The 15,168-nt window shown below is 67.8% G+C and carries 19 protein-coding genes and 2 tRNA genes; 12 read left to right on the top strand and 9 right to left on the bottom strand.

The features are described from left to right. The coding region (locus AC1DW4_RS00005; protein WP_477015184.1) for a capsular polysaccharide export protein, LipB/KpsS family at positions 1-334 on the top strand (334 nt) is incomplete at its 5' end. A gap of 6 nt (positions 335-340) precedes the next feature. Here the strand turns inward: AC1DW4_RS00005 and AC1DW4_RS00010 are convergent. The 3 genes from AC1DW4_RS00010 to AC1DW4_RS00020 all read right to left on the bottom strand — a co-directional run bounded on the left by AC1DW4_RS00010 (position 341) and on the right by AC1DW4_RS00020 (position 2,442). Beyond that, positions 341-1,468 carry a DegT/DnrJ/EryC1/StrS family aminotransferase gene (locus tag AC1DW4_RS00010; protein ID WP_477015185.1) on the bottom strand — a complete coding sequence of 376 codons (1,128 nt, stop codon included), beginning with the start codon at positions 1,466-1,468 and terminating at the stop codon, positions 341-343. Positions 1,469-1,507: 39 nt separating this feature from the next. Beyond that, on the bottom strand, positions 1,508-1,675 hold the full coding sequence (locus tag AC1DW4_RS00015; protein WP_477015186.1) for a hypothetical protein: 168 nt from the start codon (positions 1,673-1,675) through the stop codon (positions 1,508-1,510). Between the two features lie 92 nt (positions 1,676-1,767). Next, the gene (locus AC1DW4_RS00020) at positions 1,768-2,442 is read right to left on the bottom strand and encodes a YiaD family glycine zipper/OmpA-like lipoprotein (protein ID WP_477015187.1); all 675 of its coding nucleotides are present in this window, start codon (positions 2,440-2,442) and stop codon (positions 1,768-1,770) included. A 231-nt stretch (positions 2,443-2,673) separates the two neighbouring features. On the opposite strand from AC1DW4_RS00020, the gene AC1DW4_RS00025 reads away from it, so the two are divergent. Further along, positions 2,674-3,615 (top strand): isopenicillin N synthase family dioxygenase, encoded by a 942-nt coding sequence (locus AC1DW4_RS00025; protein ID WP_477016190.1) that lies wholly within the window; start codon positions 2,674-2,676, stop codon positions 3,613-3,615. On the opposite strand, the gene AC1DW4_RS00030 is transcribed toward AC1DW4_RS00025, so the two are convergent. Beyond that, positions 3,612-4,610, bottom strand: coding sequence for a complex I NDUFA9 subunit family protein (locus AC1DW4_RS00030; RefSeq protein WP_477015188.1), 999 nt, complete (start codon positions 4,608-4,610; stop codon positions 3,612-3,614). The genes AC1DW4_RS00025 and AC1DW4_RS00030 overlap by 4 nt on opposite strands. Positions 4,611-4,811: 201 nt before the next feature. Between AC1DW4_RS00030 and AC1DW4_RS00035 the strand changes: the two genes are divergently transcribed. From AC1DW4_RS00035 to AC1DW4_RS00065, 7 genes are all read left to right on the top strand, one after another. Next, positions 4,812-4,898: transfer RNA gene (locus AC1DW4_RS00035), tRNA-Leu, on the top strand. Positions 4,899-5,161: 263 nt separating this feature from the next. After that, a complete protein-coding gene (locus AC1DW4_RS00040) occupies positions 5,162-5,776 on the top strand; it encodes a ribonuclease D (RefSeq protein ID WP_477015189.1) in 615 nt (204 codons plus the stop codon). Next, complete coding sequence (lptC, locus tag AC1DW4_RS00045; RefSeq protein WP_477015190.1) at positions 5,773-6,432, top strand: LPS export ABC transporter periplasmic protein LptC; 660 nt, start codon at positions 5,773-5,775, stop codon at positions 6,430-6,432. Before AC1DW4_RS00040 ends, lptC begins: the two co-directional genes overlap by 4 nt. A gap of 1 nt (position 6,433) precedes the next feature. Further along, positions 6,434-6,928 carry an LptA/OstA family protein gene (locus AC1DW4_RS00050; RefSeq protein ID WP_477015191.1) on the top strand — a complete coding sequence of 165 codons (495 nt, stop codon included), beginning with the start codon at positions 6,434-6,436 and terminating at the stop codon, positions 6,926-6,928. A gap of 24 nt (positions 6,929-6,952) precedes the next feature. Further along, positions 6,953-7,744 (top strand): LPS export ABC transporter ATP-binding protein, encoded by a 792-nt coding sequence (lptB, locus tag AC1DW4_RS00055; RefSeq protein ID WP_477015192.1) that lies wholly within the window; start codon positions 6,953-6,955, stop codon positions 7,742-7,744. Between the two features lie 80 nt (positions 7,745-7,824). Continuing rightward, positions 7,825-8,226, top strand: a complete 402-nt coding sequence (locus AC1DW4_RS00060) for a BlaI/MecI/CopY family transcriptional regulator (RefSeq protein ID WP_477015193.1) — start codon at positions 7,825-7,827, stop codon at positions 8,224-8,226. Next, positions 8,207-9,667, top strand: coding sequence for a M56 family metallopeptidase (locus AC1DW4_RS00065; RefSeq protein WP_477015194.1), 1,461 nt, complete (start codon positions 8,207-8,209; stop codon positions 9,665-9,667). The genes AC1DW4_RS00060 and AC1DW4_RS00065 overlap by 20 nt, the downstream gene beginning before the upstream one ends. Before the next feature lie 62 nt (positions 9,668-9,729). On the opposite strand, the gene AC1DW4_RS00070 is transcribed toward AC1DW4_RS00065, so the two are convergent. Both AC1DW4_RS00070 and AC1DW4_RS00075 read right to left on the bottom strand, forming a co-directional pair. After that, positions 9,730-10,305, bottom strand: a complete 576-nt coding sequence (locus AC1DW4_RS00070) for a manganese efflux pump MntP (RefSeq protein WP_477015195.1) — start codon at positions 10,303-10,305, stop codon at positions 9,730-9,732. A gap of 73 nt (positions 10,306-10,378) precedes the next feature. Continuing rightward, positions 10,379-11,098: a DUF805 domain-containing protein gene (locus AC1DW4_RS00075; protein WP_477015196.1), complete on the bottom strand. Its 720-nt coding sequence runs from the start codon at positions 11,096-11,098 to the stop codon at positions 10,379-10,381. A gap of 166 nt (positions 11,099-11,264) precedes the next feature. Here AC1DW4_RS00075 and rpoN point away from each other — a divergent pair, with 166 nt between their 5' ends. From rpoN to AC1DW4_RS00090, 3 genes are all read left to right on the top strand, one after another. Continuing rightward, positions 11,265-12,767, top strand: a complete 1,503-nt coding sequence (rpoN, locus tag AC1DW4_RS00080; RefSeq protein WP_477015197.1) for an RNA polymerase factor sigma-54 — start codon at positions 11,265-11,267, stop codon at positions 12,765-12,767. 117 nt (positions 12,768-12,884) lie between these two features. Beyond that, positions 12,885-13,544: a ribosome hibernation-promoting factor, HPF/YfiA family gene (hpf, locus tag AC1DW4_RS00085; RefSeq protein WP_477016191.1), complete on the top strand. Its 660-nt coding sequence runs from the start codon at positions 12,885-12,887 to the stop codon at positions 13,542-13,544. 96 nt (positions 13,545-13,640) lie between these two features. Continuing rightward, complete coding sequence (locus AC1DW4_RS00090) at positions 13,641-14,111, top strand: PTS sugar transporter subunit IIA (RefSeq protein WP_477015198.1); 471 nt, start codon at positions 13,641-13,643, stop codon at positions 14,109-14,111. Positions 14,112-14,123: 12 nt separating this feature from the next. On the opposite strand, the gene AC1DW4_RS00095 is transcribed toward AC1DW4_RS00090, so the two are convergent. The 3 genes from AC1DW4_RS00095 to AC1DW4_RS00105 all read right to left on the bottom strand — a co-directional run bounded on the left by AC1DW4_RS00095 (position 14,124) and on the right by AC1DW4_RS00105 (position 15,102). Then, positions 14,124-14,378 (bottom strand): DUF1150 family protein, encoded by a 255-nt coding sequence (locus AC1DW4_RS00095; RefSeq protein ID WP_477015199.1) that lies wholly within the window; start codon positions 14,376-14,378, stop codon positions 14,124-14,126. Between the two features lie 88 nt (positions 14,379-14,466). Continuing rightward, complete coding sequence (locus AC1DW4_RS00100) at positions 14,467-14,880, bottom strand: Hsp20 family protein (RefSeq protein ID WP_269514764.1); 414 nt, start codon at positions 14,878-14,880, stop codon at positions 14,467-14,469. A gap of 146 nt (positions 14,881-15,026) precedes the next feature. Continuing rightward, positions 15,027-15,102, bottom strand: a tRNA-Ala gene (locus tag AC1DW4_RS00105). Positions 15,103-15,168 lie beyond the last annotated feature (66 nt).

Raw genomic sequence — 15,168 nt, forward strand, 5'->3', positions numbered from 1 at the left:
CCGGGTCGACTTCATCGACGGCGGCAACCTGGCCCAGCTGTGCCGCGCCTCCAACGGCATGGTGGTCAACAACTCATCCGCCGCCCTGTCGGCCCTGGGCTTCAAGACCCCGGTCAAGGTCCTGGGCGAGGCCTTCTTCGACTTCGACGGCCTGACCGACCAGCAATCCATCGACGCCTTCTGGACCGACCCACAGACCCCCGACCCCGACCTGTTCACCCGCTTCCGCGCCCACGTCATCGACCGCACCCAGGTCAACGGAAACTACCACGAACCAAAAGCCCTCAACCCAACCGCAAAAGCCATCGCCGACAGGTTCGCGACCGCAGGCTAAAAGACGTCAGGCGTCCAGCGTCGCCTCGATGACGTCGCACACCCGGTCGATGTCGGCCTCGGTCAGGGCACTGCCTGACGGCAGGCACAGGCCGTGGGCGAACAGCGTCTCGGCCACGCCGGTCTGGACGATGGGCGCATCGCGGAAGACCGGCTGCAAATGCATTGGCTTCCACACCGGCCGCGCCTCGATGTCGGTTTCAGCCAACGCCAGACGCAGGCGTTCGGCGCCGACTCTCGTGATCGCGGGGTCCAGCACCATGGCCGTGAGCCAGCGGGTGTGGCGCCGGCCCGGGGCCTCGGGCGCGAACGCCAGGCCGCGACGGCCGCCGAGGCGGTGTCGGTAGTGGTCGAAGATCGCCCGGCGACGCGCCACCTTCGCGTCGAGAGTCGGCAACTGCGACAGTCCCAGCGCCGCCGACAGGCTGAGCATCCGGGAGTTGAAGCCGACCTCGGCGTGTTCGTAGTGGACCGCCGGGACCCGCGCGGCCGCCGCCAGCGACTTCGCCCGGGCGATCAAGGCCGCATCGTCCGAGGCCAGCATGCCGCCGCCACCGGTCGTGATGATCTTGTTGCCATTGAAGGAAAAGGCGGCGGCCGAGGCATCGTGCCCGGCGTGTCGCTTTCCGATCAAGGCACCGACCGCCTCGGCCGAGTCCAGGATCACCGGCACTTGGCGTTCGTCGGCGATGGCGCGGATCGCGGCGATGTCGCAGCATTGGCCATAAAGATCCGCGGGCACGATGGCACGGACCGTCAGGCCCTCAGCGCGGGCCCGCTCGAAGGCGGCATCCAGCAGCGCCGGGTCGAGGTTCCAGTCGCCCGGCGAGCAATCCACGAAGATCGGCCGCGCCCCCGCATGGACGATGGGGGCCACGCCCCCGATGAAGGTCAGGGTCGGGGCGATGACGGCATCGCCGGGCTTCAGGTCCAGCATGTGCAGCGCCAGATGCAGGGCGGCCGTGCCGGACGATGTCGCCGTCGCATGGGCCAGTCCGACGGTGTCTGCGAAGGCGCGCTCGAATTCCTCGACCACCGGGCCGGCCGAGGACACCCAGCCCTCGTCGAAGGTCTGGATCAGTCTAGCCCGGTCGTCGGGTGCCAGGTCGGGTGCGGAGAGGGCGATACGTGTCACGGCGTCAGCAGACGCCGACACCCTGATTCCCGCAAGCGCTCAGCCGGCGGTGCGGATCAGCAGGGGCTGTGACGCCGCCGCAGCGACCGGCCTACGCTCGAGGATCGACTGGCCGATGGCGATGACCAGGGTCGCGGTCACGACGGCGGACACCAAGGCGGCGGCGATCATCCGCGCGCCCGTGCCGAAATCGCCGTTCTGGTCCATGTGGCTCCCCCGAGTCGTCAGACATCAGGGACCACGAACGGGTCCGCGACGCAAGTCACGGACCCGTGTGTTTTCAACGTCGTGGGTCGAAATCAGCCCGTGAAGGGGCGGATCAGGATCTCGACGCGACGGTTCTGGGCCCGGCCCTCGGGGGTGGCGTTCGACGCGACGGGCACGCGCGACGATTGGCCCGCGACATACAGGCGTTCGCGCAGCACGCCGCGGGCGATCAGGGCATCGGCGACCGCCAGGGCGCGGCGCTCCGACAGGGGCTGGTTGATCGCGTCCCCGCCCGAGGAGTCGGTGTGGCCGACGATATCGACGACCGACCGGTCATACTCCTGCAGCACCCCGGCCACATCGGACAGAACGGCGTCGAAGCGCGGCTCGATGTTGGACTGGTTCACCGCGAAGGTGACGTCCGAGGGCATGCGCAGGACCAGGTTGTCGCCCTGGCGCGCCACGCCGACGCCGGTGCCCGACAGCTCGGCTTCCAGCGCGCGTTGCTGGCGATCCATATAGCTTCCGACGGCCGCCCCACCCAGGGCGCCCACGCCCGCGCCGATCAGGGCGTTGCGACGGCCCTGCTCGCCGTTCGAGGTGTTGGTCAGATAGCCCAGCACCGCGCCGCCCAAGGCTCCGGCGATGGCCCCTGTAGCGGTGTTGTTGCGCTGGGGCGTGGAGCTGTACGGGTCCATGGTGGTGCAGGCCGAGGCCCCCAGCATGGCGACGACGCCCAGGCTCGTGACGATCAGATTGGTGCGCATTATATTTCTTCCTTCTGGAATCCAGTGCCGTGTGAACGCGACCTTATGGTGAAGGTTCCGACCTGACCGGGGCATGAACAAGACCGACGAAACGCCGCATCGCGACCCTGAACTGCCAATTTCGCCGGACAGGATGTAAGAACCGACCCGCGTTCCGGAAACGGCGCGCGGATCGACCGCTCTTCGAAAGGCCATGCCGTGACGACCACCCTCCATCAGCCGACTGAGACCCTGTCCCCCCGGGGCATCATCCCGGTATCGATGTCTCGCTACGACGCCGATTTCCAGGGATTCAGCGACGCTCTGGGCACCTCGTTCAAGCGGTACGGATTCGCCGTCGTGTCCGATCACGGGCTGGACGAGGGGGTGATCGAGGCCGCCATCGCCGACGCCAAGGCCTTCTTCGCCCTGCCCGAAGACGTCAAGCGCGCCTATCACCAGCCGGGCACGGGCGGGGCGCGCGGCCTGACGCCGTTCGGCACCGAGGCGGCCAAGGACGCCAAGGCGGTCGATCTGAAGGAGTTCTGGCATACGGGCCGCGAACTGCCCGCCGGCCACGCCTATGGCCGCTACATGCGCGCCAACCTTTGGCCGACCGAGGTGCCTGGGTTCCGGGATCACCTGTACGGCATGTTCGAGGCTCTCGATGCCCTGGGCCGCCGCATCCTGAAGGCCATCGCCCGCTACATGGACCTCGGCGACGACTATTTCGAGGACAAGGTCGAGCTGGGCAACTCGGTGCTGCGGATGCTGCACTATCCGCCCGTGCCCGCCGGGGCATCGGGCGTCCGGGCCGGCGCGCACGAGGACATCAACGTCATCACGCTTCTGCTGGGGGCCGAGGAAGCTGGTCTGCAGCTGAAGGACGCGGACGGCGAGTGGCTGGAGGTCGCGCCCCCGCCGGGAGCCCTGGTGGTCAACATCGGCGACATGCTGCAGCGGCTGACAAACCACGTCCTGCCTTCGACCAGCCACCGGGTGGTCAATCCGGCCCCCGAGCGCGCCAGCTTCGCCCGCTATTCGACGCCGTTCTTCCTGCACTTCAACCCGGACTTCGTGATCGAGACCCTGCCGTCCACGATCACGCCCGAGAACCCGGACCGCTATGCCGGCAAGTCGATCATGGCCGAGGACTTCCTGACCGAGCGGCTGAAGGAAATCCGGCTGCTCTAGACGGGTTCAGCGGTCTCTTCGCGTGCCGCAGCCGGGTTCCGGGCGAACTGCCCGCCCCGGCGATAGCGCCAGAGGTAGGACGGGGCGATCGCCTCCAGCCCCGTCGGCTCGATGCCCAGGGCCGCCAAGCCCTCGGTGCCGGGTGAGACCACGTTGTCGACCTTGAGCATCAGCACCTGGTCGCGCGTCAGCACGGGCGGAATGCCGACCAGGCTGGACAGCTGCATCGCCCGACCCATGGTCGCCGCCACGAAGACGGGCAGGGGGGCCAGAAGGCGCGACTTGCCGGTCTCGCGCAGGATGTATTTCAGGATGTCCTTGAACGACCAGACCTCGGGTCCGCCCAGCTCGAAGGTGCGGCCCGCCGCGTCGATCCGGGTCACGCCGCGCGCGATGGCCTCGGCCACGTCGCCGACCCAGACCGGCTGGAATTTCGTCTTGCCACCACCGATCAGGGGCAGGGCGGGCGCGGTGCCCGCCATCTGCGCGAACCGGTTCAGGAAGCCGTCGCCGGTCCCGAACACGATGGAGGGCCTCAGGATCACCGTGTCCGGCTTGACCGCGCGCGCCGCCGCTTCGGCCTCGCCCTTGGAACGGCCATAGTCGGCCTCGGAGTTCACGTCGGCCCCGATGGCGGAGACGTGCACGAACCGGACGACGCCCGCGGCCTCGCAGGCTTCGGCGATATTGCGGGTGCCCTGCACATGGGCGGCGTCAAAGCCGCGCCCGGGGGCTTCGAACAGCAGGCCGACCAGGTTGACGGCGGCGTCGGCCCCCTTCAGCGCGGCGGCCACGTCGGCGGGCTTTGTGATGTCGCAGCGGACGGGCTGGATCTGGCCCACGTCACCCAGGATGCGCAGGTCCTGCGCCAAATGCGGTTTCCGGACCGCCACCCGCACCCGCCAGCCGCGCCTGGCCAGGGCGCGGACGGCCTGGGTCCCGACGAAGCCGGACCCGCCGAAAACGGTGACCAGACCGGGAGAGAATTCGGACATGGGGAGCGATCCTGAAAGGTCTTGGAAAAGCCCGCGCGGGCCTTGTGGCGCGGGGATAGACGATGGGCGGCCGGGTCGCAACGCGGACGCTTGGCGCAGGGGCTCCGAAAGCCTCCAAAACCGTGTTGACCGCACGGGGGCACTGCCTTAAGGGTCCGCGCCTTCCGGTCGAACACGACAGTCTTGTCGCATTCGAACGGGGCCCAGGTGGCGGAATTGGTAGACGCGCTGGCTTCAGGTGCCAGTGATAGAAATGTCGTGGAGGTTCGAGTCCTCTCCTGGGCACCAGTTTCGAACGGCGTCGCATCGCAAGATGCGGCGCCGTTTTGGTTCAAGCCCTTCCCCCGCGCTTTGCGGGGGAAAGCCGTCCGTCTTCGAGCGAAGCGAGACCAGGACGGATGGGGGAACTTGATCGTCCCTCTGCAAAGCAAGACAGGACTTCCCCCATCGGTCCTGGCTGGCTCCGCCAGCGCCGGACCGCTTTCCCCCATGAAGAATGGGGGAAGGGCTCGACCCTCGCCTCACGCTCCTCGCTAAGCTAAAGCCACCCCATGACCGTTTATCTGCATGAGGGCGACCTGCCCGACGACCTCGATCTCGGCCACGAGGTCGCCGTCGATTCCGAGACCATGGGGCTTCGGTTTCGTCGCGACCCGCTGTGCGTGGTCCAGCTGTCGGCGGGCGACGGCGACGCCCACGTCGTGCGGCTGTCGCGCCCCGGCTACGACTGCCCCAACCTGAAGCGACTGATGGCCGACCGCGACGTGCTGAAGATTTTCCACTTCGGCCGCTTCGACATCGCGATGGTCGAACTGCACCTGGGGGTCGAGACCGGGCCCGTCTATTGCACCAAGATCGCCTCGAAACTGGCCCGCACCTACACGGACCGACACGGCCTGAAGGATGTCGCGCGCGAGATGGCGGGCATCGACCTGTCGAAGGCCCAGCAGTCGTCCGACTGGGGTGCGGCCGAGCTTTCCCAAGCCCAGCTGGACTATGCCGCCTCCGACGTCCTGTACCTGCACGTCATCATGCGCCGCCTGAACGAGATGCTGGTGCGCGAGGGCCGAATGGCGCTGGCCAAGGCCTGTTTCGACTTCCTGCCGACGCGCGCCCGCCTGGACCTGCGCGGCTGGGACGAGATGGACATCTTCGCCCACACATGACCGAACCGGCCCCCGCAGACGATCGCAGAAGCGCCGACGAAGCCCGGCTGGCCGCCGAGGCCACGCGCTGGCGCGCGCGCTCGCGCCGGGTTCAGCTGTATCGCCGCCTGCTGCCGATCCTGATCGTGGTCCTGGCGGGCGGGGCCCTGACCTGGACGGTGTTCCGTACCGTGATGTCGGGCGTCGAGCGCAATGCCAGCGAATCGAAGGAGATCACCCTCGAAAAGCCCATGTTCCACGGTCAGGACGCGCAAGGGCGCAGCTTCGTCATCGGCGCGCAGGGGGCCGTGCGCGATCCGGCGACCGGGCGGTTCCGCCTGAACGGCCCACTGCTGCGTCTGAACCTTGGGGGGACCAAGATCACCGAACTGACCGCCGACGCCGGCATCTATAACGAGACGGGGCGCACTGTCACCATCGGCCCGAACGTCCGGATTTCCGACGGCGGCTCCGGGTTCACCCTGACGACGCCCGAGGCCGTGGTCGATACGGCGACCGGCGTGGTGACGGGCGACAAGGGCGTGCAGGGCAGCGGCCCTCTTGGAACCATCCGGGCAACGTCCTATGCCATCTATGAACAGGGCGAACGGGTCGTGTTCAGGGGTTCTGGCGACAACAAGGTGCAGGGCACGATCAGCCCTTCTTCCGGTGGATGACATGAAGACGACCAGCATTCTCGCGATCGGCGCGGCCGTCACCGCCTTGGGCCTCGGCGGCATGGCGGTGGCCCAGACCCGGCCCAATGCCTCGAACGCGCCCATCGGGTTCGGTGCGGACTCGGGCGACATCACCAACACCGGCATTTCCCTGCGGGGTCGGGCCGAAATCCAGCAGGGTCAGAACCGCCTTCGCGCCAATGCCATCGAGGGCGCGCGCGATGCCTCGGGCGGCCTTACCCGCATCGAAGCCACGGGCGACGTCTATTACGTTACGCCCAATGAGACGATCCGCGGCGACCGCGCCGTCTATACCGTCGCCAACGCCACGGTGACCGTGACCGGCGACGTCATCCTGACCCAGGGCCAGAACGTCCTGACCGGCGGCAGCCTGACCTACAACGTCGATACCGGCCAGGCCCAGATCCAGGGGGGCGGGGCGGGTTCCAACGCCGGTCGCGTGCGCGGCGTCTTCTATCCCGAAGGGTCGAACTGAGCCTCGGCTCGGCGACGCACCCGCATGGCCCGCAAGGAACTTTCCGCCCTCAACCTGGACGACCGCCCGTCCGCGACGCCCGTGCCCGCCCAGGTGCCGGCGCGGGGCTTGCGGGTCCAGAACATCGCCCGCGCGTTCGGCGCGCGTCAGGTCGTGGCCGACGTCTCCCTGACGGTGCAGCGGGGCGAGGTGGCGGGTCTGCTGGGACCCAACGGGGCCGGCAAGACGACCTGTTTTTACATGATCACCGGCCTGATCCCGCCCGACAGCGGCACCATCTGGCTGGATGGCGAGGACATCACGGCCCAGCCGATGTACCAGCGCTCGCGCATGGGCCTGGGCTATCTGGCCCAGGAAGCCTCGATCTTTCGCGGCATGACGGTCGAGGACAACGTCAAGGCCGTGGTCGAGCTGCGCGAGACCGGCCGCGCCATCGAGGTCGAGACCACCCGCCTGCTGGAGGAACTCAACATCCAGCACCTGCGCCACGCCCCCGCCACCGGCCTGTCGGGCGGCGAGCGTCGCCGGGTCGAGATCGCCCGATCCCTGGCCGGCAAGCCCAGCTTCATGCTGCTGGACGAACCCTTCGCCGGCATCGACCCCCTGGCCATCGCCGACATCCGCCAGGTCATCCGCTATCTGGCGGGCGAGGGGATCGGCGTCCTCATCACCGACCACAATGTGCGCGAGACGCTGGACATCATCGACCGCGCCTCGATCATCTCGAACGGAGCCGTCCTCTTCGAAGGCACGGCGGACGAGATCGTGCACGACCCCGAAGTCCGCCGCGTCTACCTGGGCGACCTCTACGGCTGACCCGCGACACGACGCGGCGATTGGCGACGTTTGACATATGCACGCTACACATGTAGCGTTCCTCTGAACGAGGATGTCCCATGTCGCAGTCCGACCCGCAACCCAGCGATACTGAGCTGGAAATCCTCAAATGCTTCTGGCGCAGTGGACGGCTTTCCGCGCGCGAGGTTCACGACCGTGTTTCCGGACCGCTCGACTGGAGCCTGTCGACCACGCGCACTGTGCTGGAACGGATGAGAACCAAGGGCCTCGTGGTGCGCCAAGAGGTTCACGGGATGGCCGTTTATCAGAACGCCCAGTCGAAAATGACGATCGTCAGCGGCCTGACGAAGCGATTTTCGGCCCTGCTCGATATGGATCGTGCTCTTCCGGCGGCGACCTTTTCGGGCAGCCAGCTGCTGAACGAGTCTGAAGTCGCGGAGCTGGAGGCGCTCTTGGGCGCGGCCGAAGAGGCGGACGGAGGTGATCGTGACGGTCAGTGAGTTGATCGCGGCATCCCTGGTCCTGTCATCCCTCGTGGGGGGCGCGGCATGGCTGATCGGACTGGCCATCGAATGTCATGTGCGGGATTCGGAGATAAGGGAGCGCGTTTGGGGCATGGCCCTTTATGCCACTGTCATCCCGCCCGCTGTTGTTGGTCTGTCAATCCTGATGCCCGTGTCGAGCGCGGCTCCGGCCGGCGTGGCGACCCTCCCGTTTCTGAGCCTGTCCTTGCAGGCGAACGCGGACGCGGCGGGACTGGCCTCCTGGTTCGATGGCGGGGCCTTGGCAACGGGGCTTCTGGCGCTCGCTGTCCTGACCTCGTCGATCAAGGGCGTGTCGCTGGCTGTCCGGGTGGCGCGCCTGAGGTGCGTGGTCCGCGGCTCCCGCCCGGCCGGAGCGCCTTTGGTCGCTGTCGTCGAGCAAGCGGCCTACACGTTCGGGTTTTCGGTGCCGCGCGTCAGGATCGTGGCGGATGCCACTGGCCCGTTGTTGACTGGCTTCGCGCGACCCCTTCTGTTGTTGCCGGATGCGTTGGCGGCCCAACCCCACGCGCCCGCTACACGGATGATCGGCGCCCATGAGTTGGCGCATATGGCACGCGCCGATCACCGCTCGCTTTGGATCGAGGAAATCCTGTCGATCGTCTTCGCCATCAATCCCGCGATCCGGGCGATCCGGGATCGCCGCGCGGCCGCTCGGGAAGAAGCCTGCGACGCCCTGGTGCTCTCGAGCGGCGGTGAAGCGGATCGGCGCGTCTATGCACGCGCCCTTGTCGAGGCGCTGCGGGCACAGCCACCGCGATCCTTTCAACCCGCCCTGACTTTCACCAGCAGCAAGAGGATATTCGCCATGAAGCGTTTGAATGCCATCCTGAACCAAGCGCCTCCGGCAGGTCTGCGGACGCGGTCTGTCACGGTGGCCTCCTGTGTCGCGATCGCCACCTTGGCCTGCACCGGCTCGCTCGCCGTCGCCGCCCAAGGTCAGAGTGTCACCATGGCCGTCGGCGTTACCGCCGTCACCCGAGCCGTAAGCCCTGCCGTCAGTTCCCCGGACCAGGCAATGCCGATGCCTGCCGCGCGGATTCCCGGTTCGGCCACAAAAGCCGAAGCGGCCGGCACCGGCGCTCCGTCTCGGTCGGTGCCGCTGACCCAGGATCGGGCGATCGAGCCCCGCGCGATAACCAATCCGACCTGGGCGAGCCCTCCCGCTCCGCAATGGCCCAGTCAAGCTGGAGATACCACGGAAGCTGAGGTCGATCTGTCATGCACGGTCTCCGCTGTCGGCACCGTCTCTGGTTGCTCGGTGATCGATGAGACTCCGGCAGGTATCGGGTTCGGAACTGCCGCGATCGCCGCCGCGGAGCAGGCGAAGCTCGCGCCACAGCCGGGCGGTCAGCCTGGGGGTATCGTCCGTTTCACCATCCGCTTCAGAAAGGGCTGACGACGACCGGGGATGGCGGCGCGGCAAGATCGAGCGTCGTCATCCCGTTTTCGGCCTACCCGCTACCGGGCGATCAGCCCCAGGTGCTCGACCAGGATCGCGGTTCCTACCCCGATCAGGGCCAGCCCGCCGATCAGCTCCGCCACCTTGCCGAAGCGGACACCTAACGCGCGCCCGATCAGCATGCCGATCGTGGTCAGGACAAAGGTCGTCAGGCCGATGCAGGCCGCGATGATCCAGATGTTGACCCCCAGAAAGGCCAGCCCCACCCCGACCGCCGCTGCGTCTATGCTGGTGCCGATGGCGGTGGCCACCAGCGCCCATGGCCCGACCGGCGAAGGCCCATCCTTCACGCCTTGTGCCGACGCGGGCTTGCAGGCTTCCCAGATCATCTTGCCGCCGACGAGGGCCAGCAGGCCAAAGGCGATCCAGTGATCCACCTGCTGCACCAGCCCGGCGGCGATGAGGCCCAGCGTCCAGCCGATCAGCGGCGTGATCGCCTCGACGACGCCGAACACCATCCCGGCCTTGACCGCCCCCTGCCATGACGGCCGGCGCGACGCGCCGCGCCCGACCGCCGCCGCGAAGGCGTCGGTGGACATGCTCAGGGACAGGATCGCGATGGTGCCGGGGGTCATGCGGCGGGCCTTAGCGATCGCATCCCTTGTTAGGCCAGACTGAACCGATGGAAAAACGTCGGGGGCGCCGGTCTCAGCTGCCGCGTCGTCCGAACACCGGCGTGGCCGTCGCGCCATGGCCCGCTGACCAGCCCGCCCGGGCCGGCGCGTGCGGTTCAATCGCGGGCCGACCGACGGTTTCCGGCTCGCCGTTCGCCCGCTTCGCCTCGGCGAACAGGGCCTCCAGCCGGGCGTCGTCATAGACGGTCCCACCGCTGTCGCTGCCATACCGTGCCGTCGGATCGCGGGGGTCCGGGCCGAACCGGTTCTCGCCCCGCGTGCCGGGCAGCAGGATCAGCACCCCCATCACCATCTGCCCCAGCATACCGGCCAGGCCCAGCATTCCGGCCGTGCCAAGCCCCGCCAGCATCGTGCCCACGAAGACCTCGCGGCTGGCCCCCAGACCCACGGAGCCGACCGCCGTCCCCACCGTGGCCAGGGTCAGAGAGGCGCTGGCGATACTGGGTGCCAGCAGAAGCAGCCACACCGCCCCCCGCCCTGTGTCGTGCAGCCGTCGAACCAGCACCGAATAGTTCGGAACGATCAGTCCAAAGACGCTGACAGCGATCAGTCCGGCCGCGATCAGCACGCCCGGCGACGCCCTGGCGGTGTCGCCCTGGCTCATCGCACTGACCGCCAGTCCGCTCAGGAAGGCGTACCAGACGCCTTGGGACAGGGAGAACAGCCAGAACTCGCCCCGGCTCGCGCGACCCTTGAAGTCGGCATAGCGGAGCAGGGGGCGGAACAGGGTCATTTCGCGCTCGTCGCGGTCGTTCGATCCCGCAGCGTCGCACGCCCGCCATGAAGCCCCGGCGAACAAGGGTGGTTAAGCGGGCCATCGAAAGCCGCCGTTAACCGCTCGCCTTCATCCTGACAGCAAGTTCCGGGCCACGTCGGTCCGGCGCATCGGGGGTGGCGCGGTGATCGGTCAGAGGCTGGAGGTTCGCCAGGGGCAGGGGCTGGTCATCACGCCCCAGCTGCAGCAGGCCATCAAGCTGCTGCAGCTGTCGAACCAGGAACTGGACGAATACGTCGACGCCGAGCTGGAAAAGAATCCGCTGCTCCAGCGCGAGGAAGCCGAGGGCACGCCCGACGAAGGCCGCGAGGCCCCCACCGACACCAGCGAACTCAGCTTCTCCGACGCCGAGGCCCCCGACCGCTCCTCGACCGTCGATGCGCGCGAGGACGACGTCTATGGCGATGCCACGCCGGGCGAACGCACCTCGGATCGGCTGTCGGACGAGGCGGCCGAACAGCCCGGCCTGTCCGACTGGTCGGCGGCGGGCAAGGGCGGCTCGTTCAACGACGGCGATGGCGGCGAACGTCCCGACCGCCACGACCCCACCCTGTGGGAACATCTGCAGGCCCAGGCCTCAACGGCGGGCTTCTCGACCACCGACCATGCCATCGCGCTCAGCCTGATCGACGGGGTCGACGACGGCGGCTACCTGCGCGGCGAACTGGCCGAGATCGCCGACCGGCTGGGCTGCGACCTCGCCCGTGTCGAGGCGGTGTTGGCGATCTGCCAGGGGTTCGAACCCACCGGCGTCATGGCTCGCTCGGTGCCGGAATGCCTGAAGCTGCAGCTGATCGAGCGCAACCGCTTCGACCCGGCGATGGCGATCATGCTGGACAATCTGGAACTCCTGGCCCGCCGAAACCTGGTCGCCCTGCGCGCGGCCTGCGGCGTCGATGCGGAGGACATGGCCGAGATGATCTCGGAGCTGAAGGCCCTGACGCCTCGCCCCGGCGCGGGCTTCGCCGGCGAAGTCGCCCAGACCGTGATCCCCGACGTCCACGTCCGCCCCGACCCGGCCGGCGGCTGGCGGGTGGAGCTGAACACCGACACACTGCCGCGCCTGCTGGTCGACAAACGCTATCACGCCACCGTCTCGGCCGCCGCCCGCTCGGAGACTGAAAAGGCCTTCGTCGCCGATTGCGCGGCCCAGGCCAACTGGCTCGTCAAGTCGCTGGACCAGCGGGCGAAGACCATCCTGAAGGTCGGCTCCGAGATCGTGCGCCAGCAGGACGCCTTCCTGGCCTTCGGCGTCGAGTTCCTGCGTCCCCTGAACCTGAGGACCGTCGCCGACGCCATCGGCATGCACGAGAGCACCGTCAGCCGCGTCACCTCGAACAAATACGTCTCGACCCCGCGCGGGGTGTTCGAGCTGAAGTTCTTCTTCACCGCCGCCATCCAGGCCACCGACGGCGGCGCGACCCATTCGGCCGAAGCCGTCCGTCACCGGATCAAGTCGATGATCGACCACGAAGGCACGGTCGGCGATGTTCTCAGTGACGACCGGATCGTCGAGATCCTGAAGGAGGCGGGCATCGACATCGCTCGCCGCACCGTGGCCAAGTATCGGGAAGCGCTGCGCATTCCCTCGTCGGTCGAGCGCCGCCGGCTGCTGAAGACGGGCTGACCGGAGGGCCGGCGCTTGCGGCGCGGCGGCTTGCTGCCCGCGCTCAATCGCGGAAGCGTTACCGTGAAATCGGTGTTCGCCGTTGACACCTTTGCCGCCCGGTCGCGTTCTACCCTCATGCAAGTGCAAGTGAGCGGCAAGCACGTGGATGTAGGCGAAGCGTTAGGCTCGCGCATCTCCCAGGAACTCGAAGAGGGCGTCGGAAAATACTTCGAACGCGGCGGTGAAAACGCCGAGGTCGTGGTGTCCAAGGACGGCCATGGCTTCAAGGTGGACTGTTGGGTCCGCCTCGCCTCCGGACAGGCCCTGGTGACGACCGGCCTGGGTGGCGATGCCCATGCCGCGTTCACCGACAGCCTCGAAAAGCTGGAAAAGCGCGTGCGCCGCTACAAGCGCCGGCTGAAGGATCACCACATCGGCCCCAAGGGCCTGTCGCCCGAGAAGACCGAGATGGCGGCCCGAGAGGTCGCCCGCAGCATCGTCCTGCGCGATCCCGACACGGTGGAGGACGACACCTTCGGAGACACCGATCAGGACGGCCCACCGCCCGTGGGCATGGTGATCGCGGAAAGCGTTTCGGAAATCCGGACCATCACGGTCGGACGCGCGGTGCTGGAACTGGACATGACGGGCTATCCGGTCGTCCTGTTCCGCAATGCGGCGCATGGTGGACTGTCGGTGGTTTATCGCCGCCCGGACGGAAATGTGGGCTGGATCGACCCTGAGCGCACCGCGTCCTTGAATGGACACGGAACTGTAAACGGTTCTGGCGCATAAGCCTTTCCAAAGGGGCGCGAACCGTCTAGACGGCGCGCGCCCCGGACCCGCCGACTCGGTGGGTTTTGCCAAACTCCAGTATGAGTCGCCACGATCATGGATATCGGTGAACTGCTGATCCGGGACGGTATCGTTCTGAAAGGCGGCGCGTCCTCCAAGCGTCAGGCCCTGCAAACCGTGGCTAGCGTGGCCGCCCAATGCATGGGCATTGAGGAATCGAAGATTTTCGACGCCCTCATGGAGCGCGAGGCGCTGGGATCGACCGGTCTGGGTTCGGGCGTTGCGATCCCCCACGCCCGCCTCAAGGATCTGGACAGCGTGCGCGCGGTGTTCGTGCGTCTCGATACCCCGGTCGGCTACAACGCCGTCGATGATCGTCCGGTGGACCTGATGCTCGCCCTGTTCGCGCCCCCCAGCAGCGGCACGGAGCATCTGCGCGCACTGGCGGCCGCATCGCGCGCCCTGCGGTCGTCCGAGATGCGCGAGCAGCTGCGGCAGGCGCGCACGGTGGATGCGATCCATGCATTGTTCGTGCGCGACGCCCGTCTTCCCGCGACCGCAGCCTGACAGTCTAGAAGGCTAGTGCACCGAGACGGGTGCCAGTTCATGCGCGACGGCGGCCGCGAACGCGGTATCGCGGTCCAGCATCACGGCCAGCCGCTCGCCGTCAGCGCTGTGGACGGCATAAAGCGTCTGGTCCGGATCGATCATCAGCCCCTTGGCTTCCGCGATCGGGGTGTCGGCGAGCACATCGGCGGCGCTGATCTCGCGCACATAGACCAGGTCTGGCGCTCCCAGTCCGGCGAAATCTTCCTTTGTCATCATCGGCGTCATCAAGACCGCCTCCTTTTCAGAGTGGGGAACGCCCCATCGCGCGGCCGGTTCGCCGCCGCGTCGAAGCGTCACGAAATCGTGGGTGGGATCAGCCGACGCTGATCGGGATGCGCCGGACCGTCTGGGCCTGCTCGGGCCGTTTCAGATCGACATGCAGCAGGCCGTGTTCCAACTGCGCGCCCTCGACTTCCAACCCGTCGGCCAGGACGAAACTGCGCACGAACCCCCGGGCGGCGATGCCCCGGTGCAGGAAGGCCTGATCCGGACCCGGCTCTCGCTTGCCGGCGATGGTCAGCTGGCGGCCTTCCAGCGTGATGGCCAGGTCGTCGGGCGCGAACCCGGCGACTGCCAGCGAAATGCGGACCGCGCTCTCGCCCAGCTGCTCGACATTATAGGGGGGATAGCTTTCCGCCGCCGCCTTCGCGGCCCGGTCGATCAGGGCGCGCGTCTGGTCGAAACCCAGCAGGAACGGGCTGTCGAACAGCACGGGTCGGGTGGTCATCGTCATCAGTCCTCGAACAAGCGACCACGCCCGGCCCCCCGCGATCGGCGAGGCCCGGCGTCGGAATTCATATGGGAAGCCACCCGGCCGCATCAAGCCGGAGCCGGAATTGGCGAGGGCCGCCCGGCTGCCCGGACGGCCCTCGTTGGTGGAGCTTAGCGGAGTCGAACCGCTGACCTCTTGCATGCCATGCAAGCGCTCTACCAGCTGAGCTAAAGCCCCGGAACCTCGCGGTCCAGAACGCCGGGTCTGGTGTGGCCCCCGGCGAGGCGGCGGAACCTATGTCGG

This window comes from Brevundimonas sp. P2_A6, from assembly GCF_056404975.1.

What these genes read in the sequence shown, in the direction of transcription:
- AC1DW4_RS00095 (WP_477015199.1), bottom strand. Translation starts at nt 14,378, where the DNA reads ATGACGCCGATGATGACAAAGGAAGATTTCGCCGGACTGGGAGCGCCA.
- AC1DW4_RS00040 (WP_477015189.1), top strand. Translation starts at nt 5,162, where the DNA reads ATGACCGTTTATCTGCATGAGGGCGACCTGCCCGACGACCTCGATCTC.
- AC1DW4_RS00100 (WP_269514764.1), bottom strand. Translation starts at nt 14,880, where the DNA reads ATGACCACCCGACCCGTGCTGTTCGACAGCCCGTTCCTGCTGGGTTTC.
- AC1DW4_RS00090 (WP_477015198.1), top strand. Translation starts at nt 13,641, where the DNA reads ATGGATATCGGTGAACTGCTGATCCGGGACGGTATCGTTCTGAAAGGC.
- AC1DW4_RS00015 (WP_477015186.1), bottom strand. Translation starts at nt 1,675, where the DNA reads ATGGACCAGAACGGCGATTTCGGCACGGGCGCGCGGATGATCGCCGCC.
- lptC (WP_477015190.1), top strand. Translation starts at nt 5,773, where the DNA reads ATGACCGAACCGGCCCCCGCAGACGATCGCAGAAGCGCCGACGAAGCC.
- hpf (WP_477016191.1), top strand. Translation starts at nt 12,885, where the DNA reads ATGCAAGTGCAAGTGAGCGGCAAGCACGTGGATGTAGGCGAAGCGTTA.
- lptB (WP_477015192.1), top strand. Translation starts at nt 6,953, where the DNA reads ATGGCCCGCAAGGAACTTTCCGCCCTCAACCTGGACGACCGCCCGTCC.
- AC1DW4_RS00050 (WP_477015191.1), top strand. Translation starts at nt 6,434, where the DNA reads ATGAAGACGACCAGCATTCTCGCGATCGGCGCGGCCGTCACCGCCTTG.
- AC1DW4_RS00070 (WP_477015195.1), bottom strand. Translation starts at nt 10,305, where the DNA reads ATGACCCCCGGCACCATCGCGATCCTGTCCCTGAGCATGTCCACCGAC.
- AC1DW4_RS00030 (WP_477015188.1), bottom strand. Translation starts at nt 4,610, where the DNA reads ATGTCCGAATTCTCTCCCGGTCTGGTCACCGTTTTCGGCGGGTCCGGC.
- AC1DW4_RS00060 (WP_477015193.1), top strand. Translation starts at nt 7,825, where the DNA reads ATGTCGCAGTCCGACCCGCAACCCAGCGATACTGAGCTGGAAATCCTC.
- AC1DW4_RS00075 (WP_477015196.1), bottom strand. Translation starts at nt 11,098, where the DNA reads ATGACCCTGTTCCGCCCCCTGCTCCGCTATGCCGACTTCAAGGGTCGC.
- AC1DW4_RS00020 (WP_477015187.1), bottom strand. Translation starts at nt 2,442, where the DNA reads ATGCGCACCAATCTGATCGTCACGAGCCTGGGCGTCGTCGCCATGCTG.